Raw genomic sequence first — 21,269 nt, forward strand, 5'->3', positions numbered from 1 at the left:
TTTTATTGCTTTATTATCTTCCAATTGCTCACATCGCTGTTGCACGCAACCTGTAGGATGTATATGCCCGAAGCATAGTCGGAGATATCTATTACATTAGATTGGGAGACACTTGGCCATTGTTGTAGCTGTTTCCCAGCAGAACTATAAAGAGAAATCTTGTAATCGTTGAAGTTTTCTACTTTCAGGATATCGATTTGGAGTATACCACGAGTGGGGTTTGGATAGATAATAACCTTACTTTCAAGCATCTTTTCCCTGTTTTCATTCTCATTCTCTAAGGAATCCATTCGCTGTACGATAATCTGCAGTTGGCGGGTTTCCCGGTTACCGGCATTGTCGTAAATATATTCGATGCGTTGCGAGTAAGCATCTGCATTCCACCCAAAAGAGAGAATTACGAATAGTACAAGTGTGGATACAATTTGTTTTGGCGTGTGTTTGCTGTTTCCCATGTGGCATAGATTTTAAATGTGATTTGTTTTTTCAATATTTATAAATGAATGCATTAAAATGCATAATTCCAAATATTTTCCACTTTATTTTCAGGAAAATTATTTTAGAGATTCGTTGTTTATTTTGATGCTCTATAATATTGCTCGTACAGGGACGTGTCTTTTAACCCCATGTATACACAAAAGTCCAAAGCAGTCAGCTGGAAATGGCCATTCAGATACGTCATCGTCAATTACCGGTTATATATCAGAGAGTCACGAGCTATCTAGTTTGGTATTATCTGGATATAGTAAAATATAGATCGTAGTCAATTGTCTCTCCAAAAAATATAGACCGGAACAGCTTTAATTCATTATAGTTTGTTAAACACCCCGCTTATTGTACATCTGTGGACAATATTGATAGATAATAAGAACAAAAATGCAAGGTTTTGCCGTTTTCTTTTCTTATTTTTGCATCGTGTACGTAAACGACGTGCGTCTGAGAGTATGATATTATGAACTATTTAAATAAATAAGGTATGAAAACGAACTATGAAATTCGCTATGCTGCGCATCCTGAAGATGCAAAAAGCTATGACACTAAGAGAATCCGTCGTGATTTTCTGATTGAAAAAGTATTTTCGGCAAACGAAGTAAATATGGTGTATTCCATGTATGACCGTATGGTAGTAGGTGGTGCAATGCCGGTAGGAGAGGTGCTGAAGCTTGAAGCTATCGATCCGTTGAAGGCTCCTTATTTCCTTACTCGTCGTGAAATGGGTATTTTCAATGTCGGTGGTCCTGGTGTGGTAAAAGCTGGCGATGCTGTATTTGAACTCGATTATAAAGAAGCACTTTACTTAGGCTCAGGAGATCGTGAAGTGACTTTTGAAAGTAAAGACGAAAAGAATCCTGCTAAGTTCTATTTTAACTCGCTGACTGCTCACCGTAACTATCCTGATAAGAAAGTGACAAAGAAGGATGCAGTGGTGGCTGAAATGGGTTCACTGGAAGGATCTAACCATAGAAATATAAACAAAATGCTGGTAAATCAGGTATTACCTACTTGCCAGTTGCAGATGGGTATGACGGAATTGGCTCCGGGAAGTGTTTGGAATACAATGCCGGCACACGTTCACAGCCGTCGTATGGAAGCTTATTTCTACTTCGAAGTGCCCGAAGAACATGCTGTATGTCACTTTATGGGTGAAGTAGATGAGACACGTCACGTATGGATGAAAGGCGATCAGGCTGTATTATCTCCTGAATGGTCTATTCACTCGGCTGCTGCTACTCATAACTATACCTTTATCTGGGGTATGGGAGGCGAAAATCTGGATTACGGAGATCAGGATTTCTCACTGATTACAGATCTTAAATAATGAGGCATGCGCTGAATATGCCCTGTGTTAATTTAAGAAACGACTTAATAAGAACAATTAATTAATAACCTTCGTGCTACATGTGTGAATAAGTGCTTTCATTGGCACTCTGTACATTGGCACATTAATAAATTATTATAATGGTAAACTTTTCATTAGAAGGTAAAGTTGCACTTGTTACTGGTGCATCTTACGGAATCGGTTTTGCTTTGGCTACTGCTTTTGCTCAGGCAGGTGCAAAAATCGTGTTCAACGATATCAAACAGGAACTGGTAGACAAAGGTATTGCTGCTTACAAAGCTGAAGGTATTGAAGCTAAAGGTTATGTATGCGATGTAACCAACGAAGAACAGGTGAACGCTATGGTTGCTCAGATTGAGAAAGAAGTAGGCGTTATCGATATTTTGGTTAACAATGCAGGTATCATTAAGCGTATCCCGATGCACGAAATGTCGGCAGCTGAATTCCGTCAGGTAATTGATGTAGACTTGAATGCTCCGTTTATTGTGTCTAAGGCTGTTATCCCTTCTATGATTAAAAAAGGTCACGGTAAGATCATCAATATCTGTTCTATGATGAGTGAACTGGGTCGTGAAACAGTATCTGCTTATGCCGCTGCTAAGGGTGGTTTGAAGATGCTTACTAAGAACATTGCTTCTGAATATGGTGAATTCAATATCCAGTGTAATGGTATCGGCCCGGGTTATATTGCTACTCCGCAGACAGCTCCGTTGCGTGAGATCCAACCGGATGGTTCACGTCACCCATTTGATTCATTTATCATTGCTAAGACTCCGGCTGCCCGTTGGGGAACTCCGGAAGACCTGGCAGGACCTGCAGTGTTCCTGGCTTCAGATGCTTCTGACTTTGTAAACGGACACGTATTATACGTTGACGGTGGTATCTTGGCATATATCGGAAAACAACCGAAATAAGAGATAAAATACAGTTATGCTGTAGGGCGGAGGAATACTCCGCCCTTTCGGGTTTTATTATCAAACTAACGACAAAAAGATGAAAAAGTTATTTTTCTTTATTGCAATTGCTCTTGTAAGCTTTGCTTGTACTGAGAGCAAGACGGTTACTGTTACAGTAACAAATCCCACCGCTATGGAGCGTGCCGGTGAAATGGTAGAGGTATCCATGAGTGATGTCTCTTCTAAGCTGCAATTGGCTGACACTGCTCAGATTGTTGTGCTTGATGCTGATGGTCAGCAAGTGCCCTATCAGATTACTTATGATGAGAAAGTAATTTTCCCGGCTACCGTAAAAGCTAACGGAACAGCGGCTTATACTATTCAGGCCGGTACTCCTGCCGTATTTGATACAAAGGCTTGCGGACGCCACTATCCTGAACGTGTAGATGACGTGGCATGGGAAAATGATCTGGTTGCTTTCCGTACTTACGGTCCTGCTTTGCAGGCAACTGGTGAGCGTGCTTTCGGTTATGATATCTGGACTAAATACAATACAACAGAGCCGGTGGTAGAGGCTCGTTATGCAGGCGAGTTGAACCCGGAAACCAAAGCTAAAATAGCCGAACTGAAAAAGACAGATCCTAAAGCAGCAAGTGAACTTTATCGTTCTGTTTCTTATCATGTAGATCATGGTAACGGTCTGGATTGCTATAAAGTAGGTCCTACGCTCGGAGGAGGTACGGCCGCTTTGATGTCGGGTGATTCGATTATCTATCCGTATTGCTATGCAACACAGGAAATACTTGACAATGGTCCGTTGCGTTTCACAGTGAAACTGGTGTATAACCCGCTGACAGTAAAGGATAATTCTGACGTTATAGAGACTCGTCTGATCTCTTTGGATGCTGGCTCACATATGAACAAGACTGTTGTTGCTTACAGTAATCTGAAAGAAACAATGCCTGTTGCTACCGGTATTGTTCTTCACGAACCGGACGGTGTCGTTGTGACAGATGCTGCCAATGGTTATATTACTTATGTGGATCCGACGGATAATGTGAACAATAATAACGGAAAGATTTTTGTGGGTGCTGCTTTCACTGCTACAGTGAAAGACGCCAAAGTGGTTCTTTTCCCTGAAAAAGAGAAGAAAGAATTGCGTGGTGGTGCAGATGGTCATGTACTGGCTGTCAGTGACTATGAACCGGGCTCTGAATATACTTATTATTGGGGTTCTGCATGGGATAAGGCTGATATCAAGACTGCCGATGCATGGAATGAATATGTAGCTGCATTTGCACAGAAATTGCGTGCTCCGCTGACTGTAACAGTACAGTAATTATTTAAAGGGAAGAAGGGAGAATGGAGAGGGGAGAAGTGCTATGCAGCGTAATAGCGCAGCTCCTTCTCCCCTCTCCATTCTCCCTTCTTCCTTCTCTTAACTCCCCTCTCTTTAATCATCCTGCATAATGCCTTTTATCTGTTCCCATTTGTTGGTCGCATCGTTTTTCTGAACTGTTCCCGGGGTACTTCTTCCGTCTTGTATATACTTCTGTAACAGCTGTTTTAATTCTTGTACTACCTCCGGATGTTCCTGATATACATTGTTTTTCTCTCCCGGATCTTGTTTCATATTGTAGAGTTGAATAGGAGGCAGTGTAGCAATGACTTCTTTGTCTACATTTGGTTTCGGGTAGCTCCAACCTCCTGAACTGGGTGAACAAAGTAGTTTCCATTCGCCTTTGCGTATGGCAAACTCACCACGGATGGAATGGTGTACAACGGCTTCCCGGATTGTTTGGGGATAACCGGGATTCTCGATCAATGGCAAAATGTTGTAACTATCTTCTGCCTCATTCTCTTTTATCTGATATTGGTTCAGTGCTGCGAACGTTGCATAAAAGTCGTTTAGGCAGACCGTTTGGTTGCATTTGCCTTTTCCGGCTCTTTGGGGCCATTCTACGATGGTAGGGACACGGTGTCCTCCGTCGAAAAGATCGGCTTTCATACCTCTCCATATGTAATTGGCACGATGTCCTTTCTGTGCCATCTTGTCAATACCTCCGGCCGGTGAGCAACCATTGTCTGTGGTAAATATTAGGATGGTATTTTCGGAGATATTATTGTCTTTGAGCGCTTTCCGGATCTGTCCTACCACATCATCTACCATTAGCACAAAGTCTCCATAATCTCCTAACCCGGTTTTCCCTTTAAATCTTTCGTCCGGAAGGATAGGGGTGTGTGGTGCAGGAAGAGGCAGATACAGGAAGAACGGCTGCTTGTTTTGGGCGTGTTGATTTACATAGTCTACGGCCCGGCGTGTAAGGTTGGGCAAGCACTCCTGGTGTGAGAAGTCGGAGCCTATGGCACCTGCCCGCCACATGGCAGACCCTCCTGACTTGGCGATGGTTTGTATCTGAGTGGTAGTAGGCTGGCTATTTTCTACATAGACATAAGGAGCCATGTCTAATGAACCACAGAAGCCGTAGAAATAATCAAATCCTAAATCGGCAGGGCCGTTCGTGATGGGTTTACTATAATCCACATCTTCCTCTGCCAGTGCATTGGCATTTGGCTTTTCGTGTCCGGCTTTCGTACCCCAGTTCCAACCTAAATGCCACTTTCCGATGCAGGCTGTGGTATATCCGTTTTGTTTTAGCATAGAAGCCATTGTGCTTCGCGTAGTAGGGATAATGGGGCGTGAATATCCATATAATACACCGCTTTTAAGGCTTGAACGCCAGTTATATCTTCCGGTGATAATCCCATAGCGGGTAGGCGTACTAACGGACGAGCAGGAGTGAGCATCGGTAAAAGAGACTCCGTTATCGGCCATTTCATCCAGGTTCCGGGTAGTAATGCCGGAATGTTCATTGAATGCCGAGACATCGCCATAGCCCATATCATCTGCAAGGATGAAAATGATATTGGGGGGATTTGTTGGCCGGGAGTTGTTTTGTGCCTGTAGGTGTTGGCAGAAGCATAGGGGAACTGATAAGAATCCAAGATAAGTCATTGTCTTCATGATGCGCTGTTTTTAGGATTAAAGCAGGTTTTAAAAGTACGGCTTCTGTTTGGCATTCTATGTTTACATTTTCTCAGATACTGTTAATCCCGTCTCATGTTTATGTTTACACGTCTGGCAATGTTTGTACTTCGTCTTTATCGTTACTCTCTACTTGATGTATGTTTCTCATTAAGCCTGTGTACTTGGCTCTTTTTACCGCACTTCCTTTAAAGATCATTCTGTATTGTTCTTCTGTCAGTGCATGCCAGTTCTTTTTTTCCATCTGCATGAAGGCGTCAGTGGGTTGCAATTCCGGTGTCTGGCAGGGAGTGGAAAATCTGTTCCAGGGACAGGCTTTCTGGCATTCGTCGCAGCCATATATCTTATTGCCCGTTTTTTTGCCTTCTGCGGGCGGAATAGCTTCCCGGTGCTCAATGGTAAGATAAGACAGGCAACGGCCTGAATTGAGCAAAAAAGGGGCTTCCAGCGCTTTTGTCGGACAGGCATCAAGACACCGGGTACAGTTTCCGCAGCGACTTGTTAACGGTTGGTCGTATTCGTCTGCTTCTGCACTGAGAAATATTTCTCCTAAAAAGAAGCAGGAACCGGCATGCGGAATAATAAGCTGAGTATTTTTACCTATCCAACCCAATCCGGCACGCCATGCCCAGTAACGCTCTAATACGGGAGCTGTATCGCAGAATATACGGCTTTGTAAGGGTAGGGGAGAGTGTGTGGAGATATATTCCTGTAAGGCGGTCAGCCGGGCTTTCATGATATCGTGGTAATCTTTGCCGTATGCATACCAGGCAAACTGATACTGGTCTTCTCGTAAGAATCGGGAAGGGTAATAGTTGAGGGCTACGGATACAATGCTGCGTGTTCCTTCTACCAGTAAACGGGGATCGAGGCGCTTTTCGAGGTGATTGCCCATGTAATTCATTCCTGCTTGCATGCCGTGCGAATGCCAGTGGCAAAAGGCATTGGAAACGGTTTTGTTTACCGCTTCTGCCGGTGCCACCCCACAAGCAGAAAAGCCGAGGCGCAGAGCTTCGGCTTTTATTTGTTTAGCAGAAAGAATAACTTCTCCCATCCTGTCTTTTTATTTTTCGTTACCTGTCCGCTTGCCGAACCTCCCCATGCGGGAAGTGTGGAAGCATCTTGAATTCGTAGCCTTGTTCTTTCATAAACTCGATGGCACGCGGCAAAGCGTACTGGAGGTTCCCGTTATTCCAGGATTTCAGCGAATCGTGAAACGTGATGATGGAACCATTCCGTACATAGCGTTTTACGTTTGCCAACACCTGTTCGGGACGCATTTTCTTACTATAGTCACGTGTTACCAGATCCCACATGATAATGCTGTAGTACTGTTTCAGCGCGTGATATTGCTTGAATCCCATGTGTCCGTGTGGCGGGCGGAAAAGATCGGTCTTCATCTCTTGATTCGCACGATCCGTATTTTGCAGATAATCATTAGCAGAGTACTCGAATCCACGGATGTGGTTGAAGGTATGGTTACCGATCCGGTGTCCGTGTTCAATCACCATCCGGAAAATATCCGGATACTTCCGTACATTGTCGCCTACCATAAAGAATGTGGCTTTGATCTCATACTGATCTAACAGATCTAATACCCAGGGAGTTACTTCCGGAATAGGCCCGTCGTCGAAAGTCAGGTAAACTGCTTTTTCGTCAGGGTTCATCCGGAAGATAGCTTTCGGGTATAAAATGCGGAAAAACCACGGTGGTTGCTCTATAAACATCTTTCTATCTCGTTCCTTTTACACGGGAGACGTACATGCCGTACAGTTCGTCCAGTTTGCCGGAATAGTTTTCTGACAGTTTCGATTTATATTTCTCCATGAGTTTCAGCTCTTCATTCAGTAAGGCTATGTGATACTCGAATTCCCGGGTTGATACGAAGAATTGTGAATCGTCCAGACTGAGATACCAGGTCATGTATTCAATCGCCTTATTGGCCAATGCATCCATGATTTTGTCTGCTTTCTCGGTTTGTCCCAGCTGATAGTAGGCTTCCGCCATTTGTACGGCGCCGTTCTGCCAGTCATAAGGTACGTTGTAAGCAGGAATCATCTTCTCGGCATAATCCAAAGCAGCGAGGGCTTTGTCTTTTTGACCTTCCTTCATCAGCTGTTCGATGAGCTGCGCGAAAACACGGCGGTGTGTATAGCACATGCGCATCACATTTTCATCGATATAGATGCCTGGCTTGTCGATACCACCAAATTTAAACTTATTCATCAGGTTGTCGTACATCTTCTCGCTGTCAATCGTTGCCCCCAATTTCTTGGTTTCAAATGGTGTGAAGCGAGAGGCGAGTCCTTCCTGAACGAAATGCTTGTCCATACCTAACTGATTTTCTCTGCCTACGGTGATAGCCATATACATAGGGCGTTCCCAGTTGGCATTTGCCAGCATTTCAAGCATCATCAGTTCACTCTTATAGAGGGCACGTTTCGGGTTTCCATTGTCATCTCTCAGCAGAATATTCATATGATCGGGGATAGAGTCGCCCAAAGCTTCCGGAATCTTCATGCCACTGCGGCGTATCGCTTCTTTATCAATCTTGATGACGATACTGTCTGTCGGGATGACATGCAGGCCCTCTTTGTCTGAACGTATCCAGTATTTAAGGATATTCTTCAGTTCATACGGATCTTCACCGAATTCGTTGTGGATATTTTGCAATGCTTCCGGGTTACCGCTACTGTCTGCCTGTGCATAAAGAGCGTCGATTGTCTTTTTAATCTCCGGGCGTATCTGTATGTATTCGTTCGTTCCTTCCACGTATTCAACACGGTCCCAGGTGATCGGCAGTGACGGAGAGTCATAAGCAGGGCGTTTCATCTGGTCAATATACCAGTCTGTTTGCAGATAACTCAGGTTACATGTGCGGGCATCTGTACGGAAACCTTCTGTCTCCTGGTTGTACCACAGAGGGAATGTATCGTTGTCACCATTGGTGAAGATGATCGGATTTCCGCTTTCCTGCAAGGACATCAGGTAGTTTTGTCCGAAGTCACGGGCTACATAGCGTCCTGAACGGTCGTGGTCATCCCAGGTCTGGCCTGCCATCTGAATGGGTACCAGCAGGCAGAGTGCAGAGACAAGAATAGCAGCCGGTAATTCTTGCATCTTGGTATAGTCGCGCAGCAGTTTGATGATACCTGCTACACCCATACCGACCCAGATAGCGAACGCGTAGAACGAACCGGCATAAGCATAGTCACGTTCGCGGGGCTGGCTGGGAGTTTGGTTGAGGTAGAGCACAATGGCAATACCCGTCATGAAGAACAGGAAGAATACTACCCAGAATTGTTGTACGCCTTTCTGACCGCGGTATGCCTGCCAGAATAGTCCGATAAGACCTAATAACAGGGGCAGGCAGTAGAATACATTGTGTCCTTTATTGTCTTTCAGTTCCTGCGGAAGCAAGCTTTGATCGCCTACCAACCAGTTGTCGATGAAAGGAATACCTGTAATCCAGTTACCATGTTCTATTTCGCCGCTGCCCTGGATGTCGTTCTGGCGTCCGGCAAAGTTCCACATAAAGTAACGCCAGTACATGAAGTTGAGCTGGTAGCGGAAGAAGAACTTGATATTTTCCCACTGTGTGGGGATATTGACCATAATTGCGTTGCCGCATTCATCGTAGGGCACGTCATATCCTTTGATGTCTACCCAGCCTTTGTACTGCGGAATATGTGCACTGCTATACATACGCGGGAAGAGCATGTTCTGTGCATATTGATATTCTACACGTCCCGGTACTTCAACATACGAATCTTTTTCGTCCGACGATGTTTTTTCTTTGCGAATGTATTTGGTTGTGCTGTTTGCCTCTACAGGGATGCAGTATCCGTCTTTCACTTCCAGGGCCACCTTTGAAGAGTAAGCCTGTCCGTAAAATAACGGGCGTGTACCATACTGTTCACGTCCTAAATATTCGCCCAGCGTGAAGATATCTTCCGGAGAGTTCTGATCCATCGGAGTATTGGCTGTAGAACGGATTACGATAAGCGCATACGAGGAGTATCCTACCATGATCATCATTGTACAGAGCAGTGCGGTGTTCATACTGCGGGCCGAAATCTGGTATTTCTTATTGAGGTTTTTAGCAAACAGATAGAGTCCTAATGCGGCGAGTACGATGATACCGATAATAACACTGCTCACTCCGTGTCCGTAGAACGGAATTCCTAACAGGGCAATAGTCAGCATGAAAGAGATATTCATACGTGCACGGCTGGTTTCGGTATAGCTTTCATATACTCCCCAGATAATGCTGGCGGCAAGTATGATGATATAAACAATGACGCCGGTATTGAATGGCAAGCCCATGCTGTTGACGAAAAGCAACTCGAACCATCCGCCTACTTTTACTACGCCTGGCACGATACCGTAAAGCACGATTCCTACCAACACCATAGAAGCGAAAAGAGCTAACAGAGAGCCTTTTGCATTGGCATTGGGAACTTTCTTATAGTAATATACCAGTACGATAGCAGGCAGACAGAGCAGGTTCAGCAGATGGACGCCGATACTCAATCCGGTCAGATAAGCGATGAGAATGATCCAACGGTCGCTATGCGGTTCGTCGGCTACATCTTCCCACTTCAGAATAAGCCAGAATACAACGGCTGTGAACAGGGAAGAATAGGCATAAACCTCCCCTTCTACGGCACTGAACCAGAAAGTGTCACTGAATGTATATACCAATGCACCAACAAGGCCGCTACCCATGATGGTAACTAACTGGCCGGTGGTAATATTGTTTTCGTCTTTGATAATCAGCTTACGTACCAGATGGGTGATGCTCCAGAAAAGGAACAGGATACAGGCTCCACTCATCAGGGCACTCATGTAATTTACCATTTTGGCTACAGTGGTGGCATCTGAAGCAAACTGTGAGAACAGATTGGCTGTCAGCATGAAGAAAGGGGCGCCGGGCGGATGTCCGACCTCCAGTTTATAGCCGGTAGTAATGAACTCGGGACAATCCCAGAAACTGGCTGTCGGTTCTATTGTCATGCAATAGACCGTGGCAGCAATAATGAAAGTAAGCCAACCGATTAGGTTGTTTACGGTTTTGTACTGTTTCATTAAGACGATAGATGTTTATTCATTAACATGTTAAGTGGGCGCAAAGATAATGATTTACGTGTACAATCCGGCAAACTGATAAGATTTATTATATTTCGGAAGGAAAGATATGAAAATGAAAACAGTGTGTACAAGTACGTTTGGGTTATCTGCATGCCCTTTGTACGGCTGTTGTGTGAAGATTTGTACCTGTTTGATTGAACGACCGTTGGGTAGAATGATATTATTTTACATGGGGCGTTTCTACGAAGGCGTGCGCTTCTCTCGGCTCCGGGGAGGAAGCTGTCCGGCTCCGGGGAAGAGGTCGTTCGGCTCCGAGGAGGAGGCTGCTCGGCTCCGGGGAGGAAATGTGTTTCTATTGGTGTTGATTATCAGTGTATTATGAATAGGGGTTTTCGCTTTTGGGATATCACTGGGATAGTAATATTATGCTGCATTTATCCGGAATTAATCGTGATGGTGGTGATGTTCTCCCAATATGCGATGTGGTAACGTTCCGTGTCCCAATAATTCGATGGGGCAGTTGAAGTTACGTTCCAGCCACTCTGTAGTGACACCCGCGTCCGGATGATAATCTAACGTTTCATTGACGCAAGCGATAGATTTTACCTGCTGTAATACCGTGCCAATGTCATGGCTGACAAGGATAATGGCACATTCCTTGTTTATCTCTGCCAGAAGCTCATAGAGGCGGGCTTCAAAGCGTTTATCGATATAAGTGCTTGGCTCGTCGAGAATGAGAACAGATGGATCACTGACAATGGCACGTCCTAACAGGGCACGTTGCAATTGTCCGCCACTGAGTTGTCCGATGGCACGTTTCTCCAGACCTTCCAGTCCCATACGGGCGATGACAGCATGAACTTTTTCGTGCTGCCGAGCTGTAAACTTGCTGATAAGCGATTTTTTAGAACTCAGTCCGGAGAGTATTACTTCTTCTACAGAGATGGGAAATTTACGGTCTATTGTGTTGTATTGAGGCAAATAACCCATAAAAAACCGGGAGTTGAGTGCCGGGAGTTGTGAGTGGTCTGCTCCATAATAAGTGATTTTTCCGGCAGTAGGTTTCAGCAACCCTAACATACATCTGATGAGGGTGGTCTTTCCACCTCCATTCGGTCCGATAATTCCTAAGAAGTCACGTTCATATACAGTGAGGTTAACGTCGTGCAATACTGTACGACCATCATATCCGGCGGAGAGTCCACGAACTTCTATAATCGGTTGTGCCATAATCGGAGAATCTTATTTCTTGTTATGATCCGTTAGCGCCTGGGCAACAGCTAACATTTCGGCTTCCCAGTCATAACTCAGCGGGTTGATAGGAACAATATCGGTACCGGTTTCCCGGGCAATAATTTCTGCATTGCGGCGGTCAAATTCCGGTTGTATGAAAATGATGCGGACATCTTCCTGGCGACAGAGGTCTACCAGGTCTTTTAGATGAGCAGGTGAAGGTTCTTTTCCGCCCTCTTCGATACTGATCTGCTGCAAACCGTAGTCGCGGGCAAAATAGGAGAGAGCCGGATGGTAAATCATAAAGCTTTGGGCTGTACCAGGCTGTTGCAGGGTTTTCCTGATGATGCTGTCGGTGTGCATAATGCGTTGGCAAAGGCTGTCATAGCGGTTCAGGTAGTAAGCCTCATTCTCTTTGTCAAGCTGGCAGAGAGCCTTGTAGGTGTTGCGGGCAATGATCAGTGCATTATTGGTTGAGTTCCAGATGTGCGGTTCTACCCCACCGGCATGCTGGTGATCGCCATGGTCGTGTGCCTCTCCGAGGATAAGATCAATATCTTTGGAAGTATCGAAGATCTGTATATGCGGGGTATTGTCTATCAGGCGATCCATCCATACTTGTTCGAAGCCGATATAGCCAATGCGGAGATATGCTTTACTGTCTCCCAGCGAAACGAGCTGCTGGGGGGTAGGATCGTAAGTCTCCGGACTGCTGCCTTTGGGTACGATACTGATGACGTCGAACTTGTCTCCGGCAATAGCTTCAGTAAAATAACGCTGGGGTTCTATGGTGACAGCAATGACGGGTTTCTCATTATCTTGACTCTTCCCGGACTTACCCATGTTGCAGGAAGCCAGAAGAACGATTATCAGAAGAAGAGGTATATGTTTCATATATTCTTTGGGTTTAGTATATTTTCCCCTCCGGCAGCCTTTATTTTCTTGCTCTTAGTATTTCCCGTTTTCCTCCCGGAGGGCCGGGGAGACGTTCTACAGTAAATCCTGCTGTCTGAAGCATCCGGCGTACTACTCCTTTGGCGCAATAGGTAGTAAGTATGCCTTTCTCGCCCATTATAACGTGTAACCGGTCGAATAGTTCTTGTGACCACATCTCCGGCTGCTTTTCGGGAGCAAAAGCATCGAAGTAAATAATGTCAAATGAGCGATCCGTAGTCAACGTTGTAAAGTCGGCTTGTACCTTCCTTAACGTAAAACAGGGGGTTATTATTGTATCCTCTTCCCAGGGAATAATATGTAGCGTTTTGAATAGCGGATTGTCACTATAGCCCAATGGTTCTATCATCTCCCAGGAGAGCGGGTAGAGCTCAATTCCGGTGTAATGTACTTTTCTTTGAGTCGCTTCGGCTGTTTCGAGTGTCAGCAGGGCATTCAAACCTGTTCCGAAACCTATTTCGAGGATATGCGGTTCGGCCACTTCAGAGGCATTCAGGCCCATATCAATAAAGATATGCTGAGATTCTGTACGTGCGCCTTTCACGGAATGATAGTGTTCGTTCAATTCCGGCACAAAAAGGGTAGCGCTCCCGTCGGCTGTTTGTTCGATAACCCGTTTCATGATGATTATATGACGAAATTGATAATGCCTTTCAGTGCAAGCAACATGAGAATATAACGTATCAGCTTACCGGCAAACATAGAAATTGTCGTGAGCCATATATTGCTGCGCATGAACCCTAACGCAATGGCAATCACCTCCCCTACAAACGGAAGGAAAGCAAAAAACGCCATAAGTGCCCCTTTGCCTTGCAGAAATGCCTCCATGCGGTCCACTTTCTCCTTTTTTACTTTGAAGTATTTCTCTATCCAGTCTACCTTGCCGAGATGCCCCATATAATAGCAGGTCATACCACCTAAGGTGTTGCCCAATGCAGCAGCAAGCACACAGGTGACCGGGCTTAATCCTACTTCTACTAATGCTACCAACACCAGTTCGGAGCTGAACGGAACTATGCTTCCTGCTAATAGGGCAGAAAGAAACAAACCAGGGATACCCCAGTCGATAAGTAGCTGTATTACTGAGTTTATAAAAGCGTCCATATGTTGAAGCAGAATAAGAGGATTAATCCGATGGTGGAACCGATAAAGAATACGTTAGAAGTCTTGCTGCTGGTCAATACAAAAAGATGTCCTACGAGAATGCTGACACCGATCAGAAGGAGTGACATCAGATCCATGCAGTGTATCGGTTGCAGAAGTATGAACAGGAAGATACAGAAGTTCAGGAATATCAGGAAGTGCAGATAGGAACGTGTTCGTATTTTATCTTCATATCCGCTAACAATGCAATGGGCTGCACTGACAATGAACAGGATAAACAGATAGATCAATGTGACAAGCTCCCAAAGCTGTAGATTCTTTCCAAACTCTATAGGCTGAAAATGAACCAGCTCAATGAATGGTTGGTAGAATAACTCCATCTCTCCGTAGAAGAAAGCATGCCCTAATAAGAACCAATAGGGAAGGCTTATTCCGATGATAGCTCCGCAGAAACTGCGTATTGTGAGCGACTGAAACGAGTAAGCTCCTATCAGCCAAAGAGGGATGAAGTAGAGTAATTGTGGAAATAATAAACTTCCTGCACCAATAAAGGCGAAGGAATGGAATATATAGCTCACCGGATGAGGCTGCTGGTAGCTTTTGAACAGGAAAAACAAGGAGATAAGGAAAGCCACGGCAGCTACATCGCCTGCATATAGCAAATGCATACCCGGACAGATGGTAACTAAAAGAAAGTAAAGTGACGTCTGTACCGAGGCGCGCATACGGATAATAGTGAATGTATTGTTCAACTCAATCAAGAAATAACCGATAGCCGCGTATAGCATAAAACTGATCATCCTGTTTGCCCAGGAAGGCAGGCAGGAGGTGCAAATAGATTGCCACAAAGCGTATCCTGTCTCTTTTGCTGAACTCATATCAGGCAAAAGAAAAGAGGTACATATCCAGCAGACTGTGCAGATAAGAATGACAACAGGCAATGTAAACCGTCCTGCTGTCACCCGGCCTTGTAGTCTATTATTTTTCATTATAACCCTTCCTCACTACAGATCAAAGCCAATATCTCTTCGAAGATTCTTCTTTTCAAACTGTATCATTTCGGTCACTTTATAGCTTTTTGCCAGTGCTTCTTCTTTGGTATTTCCATATGAACTGATAGCAATGACACGTCCGCCGCTGGTTACTACTTGTCCGTCTTTTAGGGTAGTACCTGCATGGAATAGGATGCTGTCTGTGGCGGCAGCCTGATCGAAGCCAGTGATAGGGAATCCTTTTTCGTAAGTTTCCGGATAACCGCCACTTACCAACATCACACAAGCCGCCGTACGTGGGTCTATTTCCAGCGTTTTTGTATCGAGGTTCTTCTCTGCCACACCTTCAAAGAGCTCTACGAGATCACTCTTGACACGAAGCATAACGCTTTCTGTCTCAGGGTCGCCCATACGAACATTATATTCAATAACCATTGGCTCTCCTTTTACCTTTATCAATCCTAAGAAGATGAAGCCTTTGTAAAGAATACCTTCTTCTTTCAAGCCATTTACAGTAGGTTCGATAATACGCGTACGTACTTTCTCCATGAATTCATCATTGGCGAACGGAACAGGCGTAACGCTTCCCATACCACCGGTATTAAGTCCCTTATCACCTTCGCCGATACGTTTGTAGTCTTTGGCTACGGGAAGTACTTTGTAATGTTCGCTGTCTGTCAGTACGAATACACTGCATTCAATGCCACTGAGGAACTCTTCAATGACTACCGTTGCCGAAGCATTGCCAAACATACCGCTAAGCATCTCTTTCAGCTCCTTTTTAGCTTCATCCAAAGTAGGGAGGATCAGAACACCTTTTCCGGCACAAAGTCCGTCAGCTTTCAGAACATAGGGAGCTTCTAATGTCTCGAGGAAAGCAAAACCTTCTTCCAATGTGTTCGCTGTGATGCTTTTATAACGTGCGGTAGGGATATTATGACGTTGCATGAACTCTTTGGCAAACTCTTTACTACCTTCCAGGCGTGCTCCTTCGCGGGTAGGCCCGATGATGGCAATGTGCTGTGTCTCAGGATTTCCCTGAAAGTAGTCGTAAATACCTTCAACTAATGGGTCTTCGGGACCAACTACAATCATGCTGATGTTTTCCTTAAGAACGAATGCCTTTAATGCATTAAAATCGGTAGCTTTGATGTTCACGTTTTCTCCTACAGAAGAGGTACCGGCATTACCGGGGGCGATGTATAGCTTTTCTACTTTGGGACTTTGAGCTATTTTCCACGCCAGAGCGTGTTCACGGCCGCCCGAACCTAAGAGTAACAGTTTCATATCAATAATTGGTTAATGGGCCAATATGCCAATATGCCAATGTTGGCATCGGATATGTAGCGCTTGTTATTATTATTATTTTTCTCTCGTTTCTTTTTCAATCGGTATATTGCCCATTGTTACAGGTTATCTTCAAAATAACGGGTTATCTTTTCGTGCAGATGTATGCGGTCACGTCCCATTACATTGTGCTTATGTCCGGGATAAATGAAAAGATCCGGATACGTACGGGCATCTATGCATGCCTTCATAAAAGACAATGTATGCTGAGGCACGCAAGTATCGTCGTGATCGTCATGGATAATGAGTAAATGTCCTTTCAGATTGCCGGCGAGATTTTTCAGATTACATTGTTCGTAGCCTTCCGGGTTACTTTGTGGAGTATCCATATAACGCTCTCCGTACATTATCTCGTAATATGCCCAGTCTATCACCGGACCACCTGCCACACCTACTTTGAAAATCTCCGGATAGCGAAGTAACAGGGCAGTAGTCATATGGCCTCCAAAACTCCAGCCATGCACACCGATACGATTACCGTCTACATAGGGAAGACTTTGCAAATATTCGACTCCTTTTACCTGATCTTTTCCTTCTTCAATACCTAAATGACGGAAAGTTACATTCTCAAACTCTAATCCGCGATTGGAACTGCCGCGATTGTCAATAGTGAACATGATGTACCCTTTGTTTGCCATATAGATATCCCAGCCGCGGGCACCATTCTGCCAACCTCCGGTTACCATCTGTGCATGCGGACCTCCGTATACATATACAATGGCAGGATACTTTTTATTCGGGTCCATATCAGCAGGTTTGATAAGGCGGTAATAGATATCGGTTACACCGTCTGCGGCTTTGATTGTACCGGTTTCGATAACCGGCATTTTGAAGCCAAGGAATGGATTGGCAGCAGTAAGCAGATTAACGCTTTTACCTGTCTGAGTATCAATGATATCAATTTTTCTGGGTAGGGTAGGAGTTGAGTAATTGTCAATCACATAGCGTCCTGAGTTACTTGCAATAGCGTTGTGCACACCTTCAGTGGTAGTATACATGCTGAAGGGTAAGCTTCTCTCTCCTGTTCTGATATTTACAGAGAAATTGTTCCGTCCTGTAGCATCGTTGGCACTGAAAAGAACTTCTTTCTTTTTTTCGTTGAACCCTAATATATCACTGACCAGCCATTTACCTTCTGTCAGTTGTCTGATTAGTTTGCCTGTGGTGTCATACAGATACAGGTGGTTGAAACCGTCACGCTGGCTTTGATAAATGAATTTTGTAGCATCCCAGGGCAGAAAAACAATGGGCTGTTGAGGCTCTACATATTTGGGATGTGTCTCTTCGAAAAGCGTTGCCATCAGCTCGCCTGTTTCTGCGTTGTACTGGCAGAGTTTAGCATGATTTTGATCCCGGTTCAATTCTATCAGGTAGAGACTTTTCTCATCCGGTGCCCAGCTGATATTGGTAAAATAACGGTCAGTCGGGTCTCCGGCTTTCAGGTAGAGTGTTTTTCCGTTGGAAGGATTATGAATGCCTATTGTTACCAAATGGCTGGTCATCCCTGCCATTGGATAACGAATGTTGTTCACTTCTGCTATACGTTGAGTGATGTCTACCAGTGGATACTGTGTAACCATGCTTTCATCCATGCGATAAAATGCTAATAAGTTACCTTTCGGGCTCCAGAAAGTGCCTTTGCTGATGCCAAACTCATTACGGTGTACAGACTGTCCGCAGACAACACCTTCGGATTCATCGGTTATTGCATTTTCGTTTATATACAGATTGTTGCCTACTGTATAAGCAACATTTCCGGTGGTAGTGCAGTAATCCTGATTGGCAGCCTCTTTTTTCAGAGCTGTTGTGGAAACTATTTGGTTGTTTTTGAAGTCGTAAACAATATATTTACCGGGTAGCTTAATCAGCATTTGCTCTTTGTCAGACCAGGGAAAGCTGACAGAGTGGAAGTGTTGTAATTTTCCGGACTGGTTTTCTTCCAATACTTTGTTTACAATTTCCCGTGTAGTGATAGTCTTTTCTTTTCCTGTCTTTGGATTAATAACAAACAGGGTATCTATGCCTGGTTTTATACATTCATCGCCCCACCATTGTAGTCCATAAAGGTTTTCTGCATAACGATATGTTTCACCACCCGGAATAAGATCTTCCAGTGTAGGAGTTTTTAGTTCTTGTGCCATAACGTTCGTGATAAATAGAGCTTGAAGCAACCCCATTAATAATAGATAGCCTCTTTTATTCATTGTCTTCTTGTTTTTTATCTTTATTCTTGAACCAATTCAGCATTACTTTCTGACTTCCGATTTCGTATATCTTAGTTTCTATGATAACAAGTTCATCCATTATTCTTTCTTATCACCTCTCGGTTCCCAGTTCTTCTTAAACTCCCTTGGATTTCTGTCTCCGTTGAAGCTTCGTCCTTCTCTCGGTTTTCTGTCTCTGTCACTTGAAAAGCTACGTCCGCCTTCTTCACGGCGAGGTTTAAATTCTCTTTTTTCTTTGGGAGTACCTTCTTTATTTTCTTCTTCGCCTTCCTGGCCTTTAAACTCTTTGTACTTTCCGTCAAATATCTGATATTTGCGGAACTCACATTCCAATGCTCCGTTGAATAATGGCGTTTTTTGACTGGGCTTCAGGCCGATCTGGTCGAAGCATTCCTCACGATAGGAGAGTACCCAGGCATCATTTCCAACGAAAGCGTGCTTCAGACGTTCGCCAATCATGCTGTATAATCCTAAAAGATCATTGGTAGAAATACGTTCACCGTAAGGAGGATTGGTGATGATGATAGATTTTTCTGCCGGTTGTTCAAATTGCTGGAAGGGTTGTAACTTCAGAATGATATCTTTAGAAACCCCTGCTGCCTTCACATTGTGTGTGGCTATTTCGTTTGCCTTAGGGTTATTATCATAGCCATATATTTTGTGTGTGAATTCACGTTCCTGGCTATCGTCGTTGTATAGATTATCAAACATATCCTGATCGAAATCCACCCATTTCTCGAATGCGAACTCCTTACGGAACACTCCCGGAGCAATGTTACGGGCAATCAATGCAGCTTCTACAGGAATGGTACCTGAACCGCACATCGGGTCAATAAGGTCACATTCTCCTCTCCATCCCGTCATCAGAATCATTCCGGCAGCAAGAACTTCATTGAGTGGTGCTTCTACTGCTTCCTGACGATAGCCACGGCGATGAAGTGATTCACCGGAGGAGTCGAGTGAAAGGGTACAGGTGGTTTGCGCAATATGAATATTCAGTAATACATCCGGTCTGTTGATACGAACGGACGGACGTTTACCATTCAACTCACGGAAATAGTCGACAATGGCATCTTTAACTTTGTAAGAAACGAACTTGGAATGGCGGAATTCATCACTAAATACGACGGCATCTACGGCGAATGTTTTGTTTACATCTAGTATTTCTTCCCAGGCGATGGCTTTGATCTGCTCATAAACCTCGTCGGCATCTTTGGCCTTGAAATGTTTGATTGGTTTCAGAATGCGGATGGCAGTACGCAGACAGAAGTTTGCTTTATACATCATTTCCTTGTCTCCGGAAAATGAAACCATTCGCCGGCCTATTTGTACGTCGTTTGCTCCCAGCACTATCAGTTCTTCGGCCAGTACTTCTTCCAATCCCTGGAAGGTTTTGGCAATCATTTCAAATTGTTCGCTCATAATGAATAATGTGCCAATATGCCAATGTGGTAATATGCCAATTGGCTGGCGCGTTAAAGTTGTTATTTTTTCAAATTGTTAATATCTGATTCTCTCAGTTGGCACATTGGCATGTTCGCAATTGGGCCATTATTTCTTTGCTTTCGTCTGTACGATTCTTGCTCCTGCGGGAACATCTTCTGTTACCCAGATATTGCCTCCTACTGTAGCATCACGTCCAATGGTAATACGTCCTAATATAGTTGCATTTGAGTAGATTATAACGTTATCTTCCAGTATTGGATGGCGGGGAATCCCTTTAATTGGCTTACCATCGGTATCTAAGGGGAAACTTTTGGCTCCCAACGTGACACCTTGGTAGAGTTTTACGTTATTGCCAATGATACTGGTTGCTCCGATTACCACACCTGTTCCATGATCAATAGTAAAATAACTGCCTATCTGTGCTCCGGGATGAATGTCTATACCTGTTTCACTGTGGGCCATTTCTGTTATAATGCGGGGAATAAGTGGTACTCCCAGTTCCAATAGTTCGTGAGCGATGCGATAGTTGCTGATAGCTCTGATAGCCGGATAGCAACAAATTACTTCGCCAAAACTCTGAGCTGCAGGATCACCATTGTAGGCTGCTTCTACATCTGTTGCCAGTACACGGCGCATATGTGGTAATTTGCTGATAAATTTAGCAGCCAGGCGGGCAGCTTCTTCTCGTAAAGAATCATTGCAGGTATCACATCCTTCATTACTTCCGAAACAGAGTCCGGCTAAAATCTGTTCAGTCAGCAGATCAAATAATCTTTCAATGTTAACCCCTATGTGATAGTTGATTGTACGACTGTTGATAGTAGAATTTCCAAAATATCCGGGGAAAAGAATGGAGCGTGCCAACTCGATGACGTCACACAATACCCGTGCCGAAGGCAAGGGCTCGCCGTCCTTGTGTTGATGGAACAGTCCTTTGTATGATTCGCTTTCCGAAAGCTCATCGACTGCCTGTGTCAGAATGTGGGTGAAATTTAGTGGACTCATTAGATTCCTTTTCTAATTAATTGGCTACAAAGGTAAGAAATATTATGCACATTTTTCTATCTTTGTTGCGACATTCTATTAACAAAGAAG

At 44.4% G+C, this 21,269-nt stretch carries 18 protein-coding genes; 4 read left to right on the forward strand and 14 right to left on the reverse strand.

Annotated features, from left to right (window positions below; genetic code table 11):
* Nucleotides 1-2: 2 nt before the first annotated feature.
* The gene (locus ACESQI_RS00255) at nt 3-455 is read right to left on the reverse strand and encodes a T9SS type A sorting domain-containing protein (RefSeq protein WP_122201199.1); all 453 of its coding nucleotides are present in this window, start codon (nt 453-455) and stop codon (nt 3-5) included.
* 521 nt (nt 456-976) lie between these two features.
* On the opposite strand from ACESQI_RS00255, the gene kduI reads away from it, so the two are divergent.
* The 3 genes from kduI (at nt 977) to ACESQI_RS00270 (ending at nt 4,075) form a co-directional block, all read left to right on the forward strand.
* Nucleotides 977-1,819 carry a 5-dehydro-4-deoxy-D-glucuronate isomerase gene (gene kduI / locus ACESQI_RS00260; RefSeq protein ID WP_007483201.1) on the forward strand — a complete coding sequence of 281 codons (843 nt, stop codon included), beginning with the start codon at nt 977-979 and terminating at the stop codon, nt 1,817-1,819.
* A gap of 140 nt (nt 1,820-1,959) precedes the next feature.
* Nucleotides 1,960-2,754, forward strand: a complete 795-nt coding sequence (locus ACESQI_RS00265; protein ID WP_002558561.1) for a gluconate 5-dehydrogenase — start codon at nt 1,960-1,962, stop codon at nt 2,752-2,754.
* 79 nt (nt 2,755-2,833) lie between these two features.
* The gene (locus ACESQI_RS00270; RefSeq protein ID WP_234130698.1) at nt 2,834-4,075 is read left to right on the forward strand and encodes a DUF4861 domain-containing protein; all 1,242 of its coding nucleotides are present in this window, start codon (nt 2,834-2,836) and stop codon (nt 4,073-4,075) included.
* 114 nt (nt 4,076-4,189) lie between these two features.
* Here ACESQI_RS00270 and ACESQI_RS00275 read toward each other — a convergent pair whose 3' ends face one another.
* The 4 genes from ACESQI_RS00275 to ACESQI_RS00290 form a co-directional block, all read right to left on the reverse strand.
* Nucleotides 4,190-5,761 (reverse strand): arylsulfatase, encoded by a 1,572-nt coding sequence (locus tag ACESQI_RS00275; RefSeq protein WP_002558564.1) that lies wholly within the window; start codon nt 5,759-5,761, stop codon nt 4,190-4,192.
* Between the two features lie 106 nt (nt 5,762-5,867).
* Nucleotides 5,868-6,836 (reverse strand): tRNA epoxyqueuosine(34) reductase QueG, encoded by a 969-nt coding sequence (gene queG, locus ACESQI_RS00280; protein ID WP_373125316.1) that lies wholly within the window; start codon nt 6,834-6,836, stop codon nt 5,868-5,870.
* A gap of 19 nt (nt 6,837-6,855) precedes the next feature.
* Nucleotides 6,856-7,509 (reverse strand): polysaccharide deacetylase family protein, encoded by a 654-nt coding sequence (locus tag ACESQI_RS00285; protein WP_234130700.1) that lies wholly within the window; start codon nt 7,507-7,509, stop codon nt 6,856-6,858.
* A 4-nt stretch (nt 7,510-7,513) separates the two neighbouring features.
* Nucleotides 7,514-10,870, reverse strand: coding sequence for a DUF2723 domain-containing protein (locus ACESQI_RS00290; RefSeq protein WP_373125317.1), 3,357 nt, complete (start codon nt 10,868-10,870; stop codon nt 7,514-7,516).
* Between the two features lie 115 nt (nt 10,871-10,985).
* Between ACESQI_RS00290 and ACESQI_RS00295 the strand changes: the two genes are divergently transcribed.
* The gene (locus tag ACESQI_RS00295) at nt 10,986-11,255 is read left to right on the forward strand and encodes a hypothetical protein (protein ID WP_373125318.1); all 270 of its coding nucleotides are present in this window, start codon (nt 10,986-10,988) and stop codon (nt 11,253-11,255) included.
* Nucleotides 11,256-11,317: 62 nt separating this feature from the next.
* Here ACESQI_RS00295 and ACESQI_RS00300 read toward each other — a convergent pair whose 3' ends face one another.
* The 9 genes from ACESQI_RS00300 to epsC form a co-directional block, all read right to left on the reverse strand.
* A complete protein-coding gene (locus ACESQI_RS00300) occupies nt 11,318-12,103 on the reverse strand; it encodes a metal ABC transporter ATP-binding protein (protein WP_373125319.1) in 786 nt (261 codons plus the stop codon).
* Between the two features lie 12 nt (nt 12,104-12,115).
* Nucleotides 12,116-13,000, reverse strand: coding sequence for a metal ABC transporter solute-binding protein, Zn/Mn family (locus ACESQI_RS00305; RefSeq protein ID WP_320934928.1), 885 nt, complete (start codon nt 12,998-13,000; stop codon nt 12,116-12,118).
* Nucleotides 13,001-13,040: 40 nt separating this feature from the next.
* A complete protein-coding gene (gene mnmD, locus ACESQI_RS00310) occupies nt 13,041-13,682 on the reverse strand; it encodes a tRNA (5-methylaminomethyl-2-thiouridine)(34)-methyltransferase MnmD (RefSeq protein WP_122201193.1) in 642 nt (213 codons plus the stop codon).
* Nucleotides 13,683-13,687: 5 nt separating this feature from the next.
* Complete coding sequence (locus ACESQI_RS00315) at nt 13,688-14,164, reverse strand: YqaA family protein (protein ID WP_007483218.1); 477 nt, start codon at nt 14,162-14,164, stop codon at nt 13,688-13,690.
* On the reverse strand, nt 14,149-15,153 hold the full coding sequence (locus tag ACESQI_RS00320; RefSeq protein ID WP_195350468.1) for a hypothetical protein: 1,005 nt from the start codon (nt 15,151-15,153) through the stop codon (nt 14,149-14,151). The genes ACESQI_RS00315 and ACESQI_RS00320 overlap by 16 nt, the downstream gene beginning before the upstream one ends.
* Before the next feature lie 15 nt (nt 15,154-15,168).
* On the reverse strand, nt 15,169-16,443 hold the full coding sequence (purD, locus tag ACESQI_RS00325) for a phosphoribosylamine--glycine ligase (protein WP_373125320.1): 1,275 nt from the start codon (nt 16,441-16,443) through the stop codon (nt 15,169-15,171).
* A 119-nt stretch (nt 16,444-16,562) separates the two neighbouring features.
* Nucleotides 16,563-18,707, reverse strand: coding sequence for a S9 family peptidase (locus tag ACESQI_RS00330; protein ID WP_195449911.1), 2,145 nt, complete (start codon nt 18,705-18,707; stop codon nt 16,563-16,565).
* Between the two features lie 99 nt (nt 18,708-18,806).
* Nucleotides 18,807-20,150, reverse strand: a complete 1,344-nt coding sequence (locus tag ACESQI_RS00335) for a class I SAM-dependent RNA methyltransferase (protein WP_373125321.1) — start codon at nt 20,148-20,150, stop codon at nt 18,807-18,809.
* Nucleotides 20,151-20,279: 129 nt separating this feature from the next.
* A complete protein-coding gene (gene epsC / locus ACESQI_RS00340) occupies nt 20,280-21,179 on the reverse strand; it encodes a serine O-acetyltransferase EpsC (protein ID WP_002558581.1) in 900 nt (299 codons plus the stop codon).
* Nucleotides 21,180-21,269 lie beyond the last annotated feature (90 nt).

Origin of the sequence: Bacteroides sp. HPS0048 (genome assembly GCF_964240755.1) — a bacterium.
Lineage (GTDB): Bacteria > Bacteroidota > Bacteroidia > Bacteroidales > Bacteroidaceae > Bacteroides > Bacteroides nordii.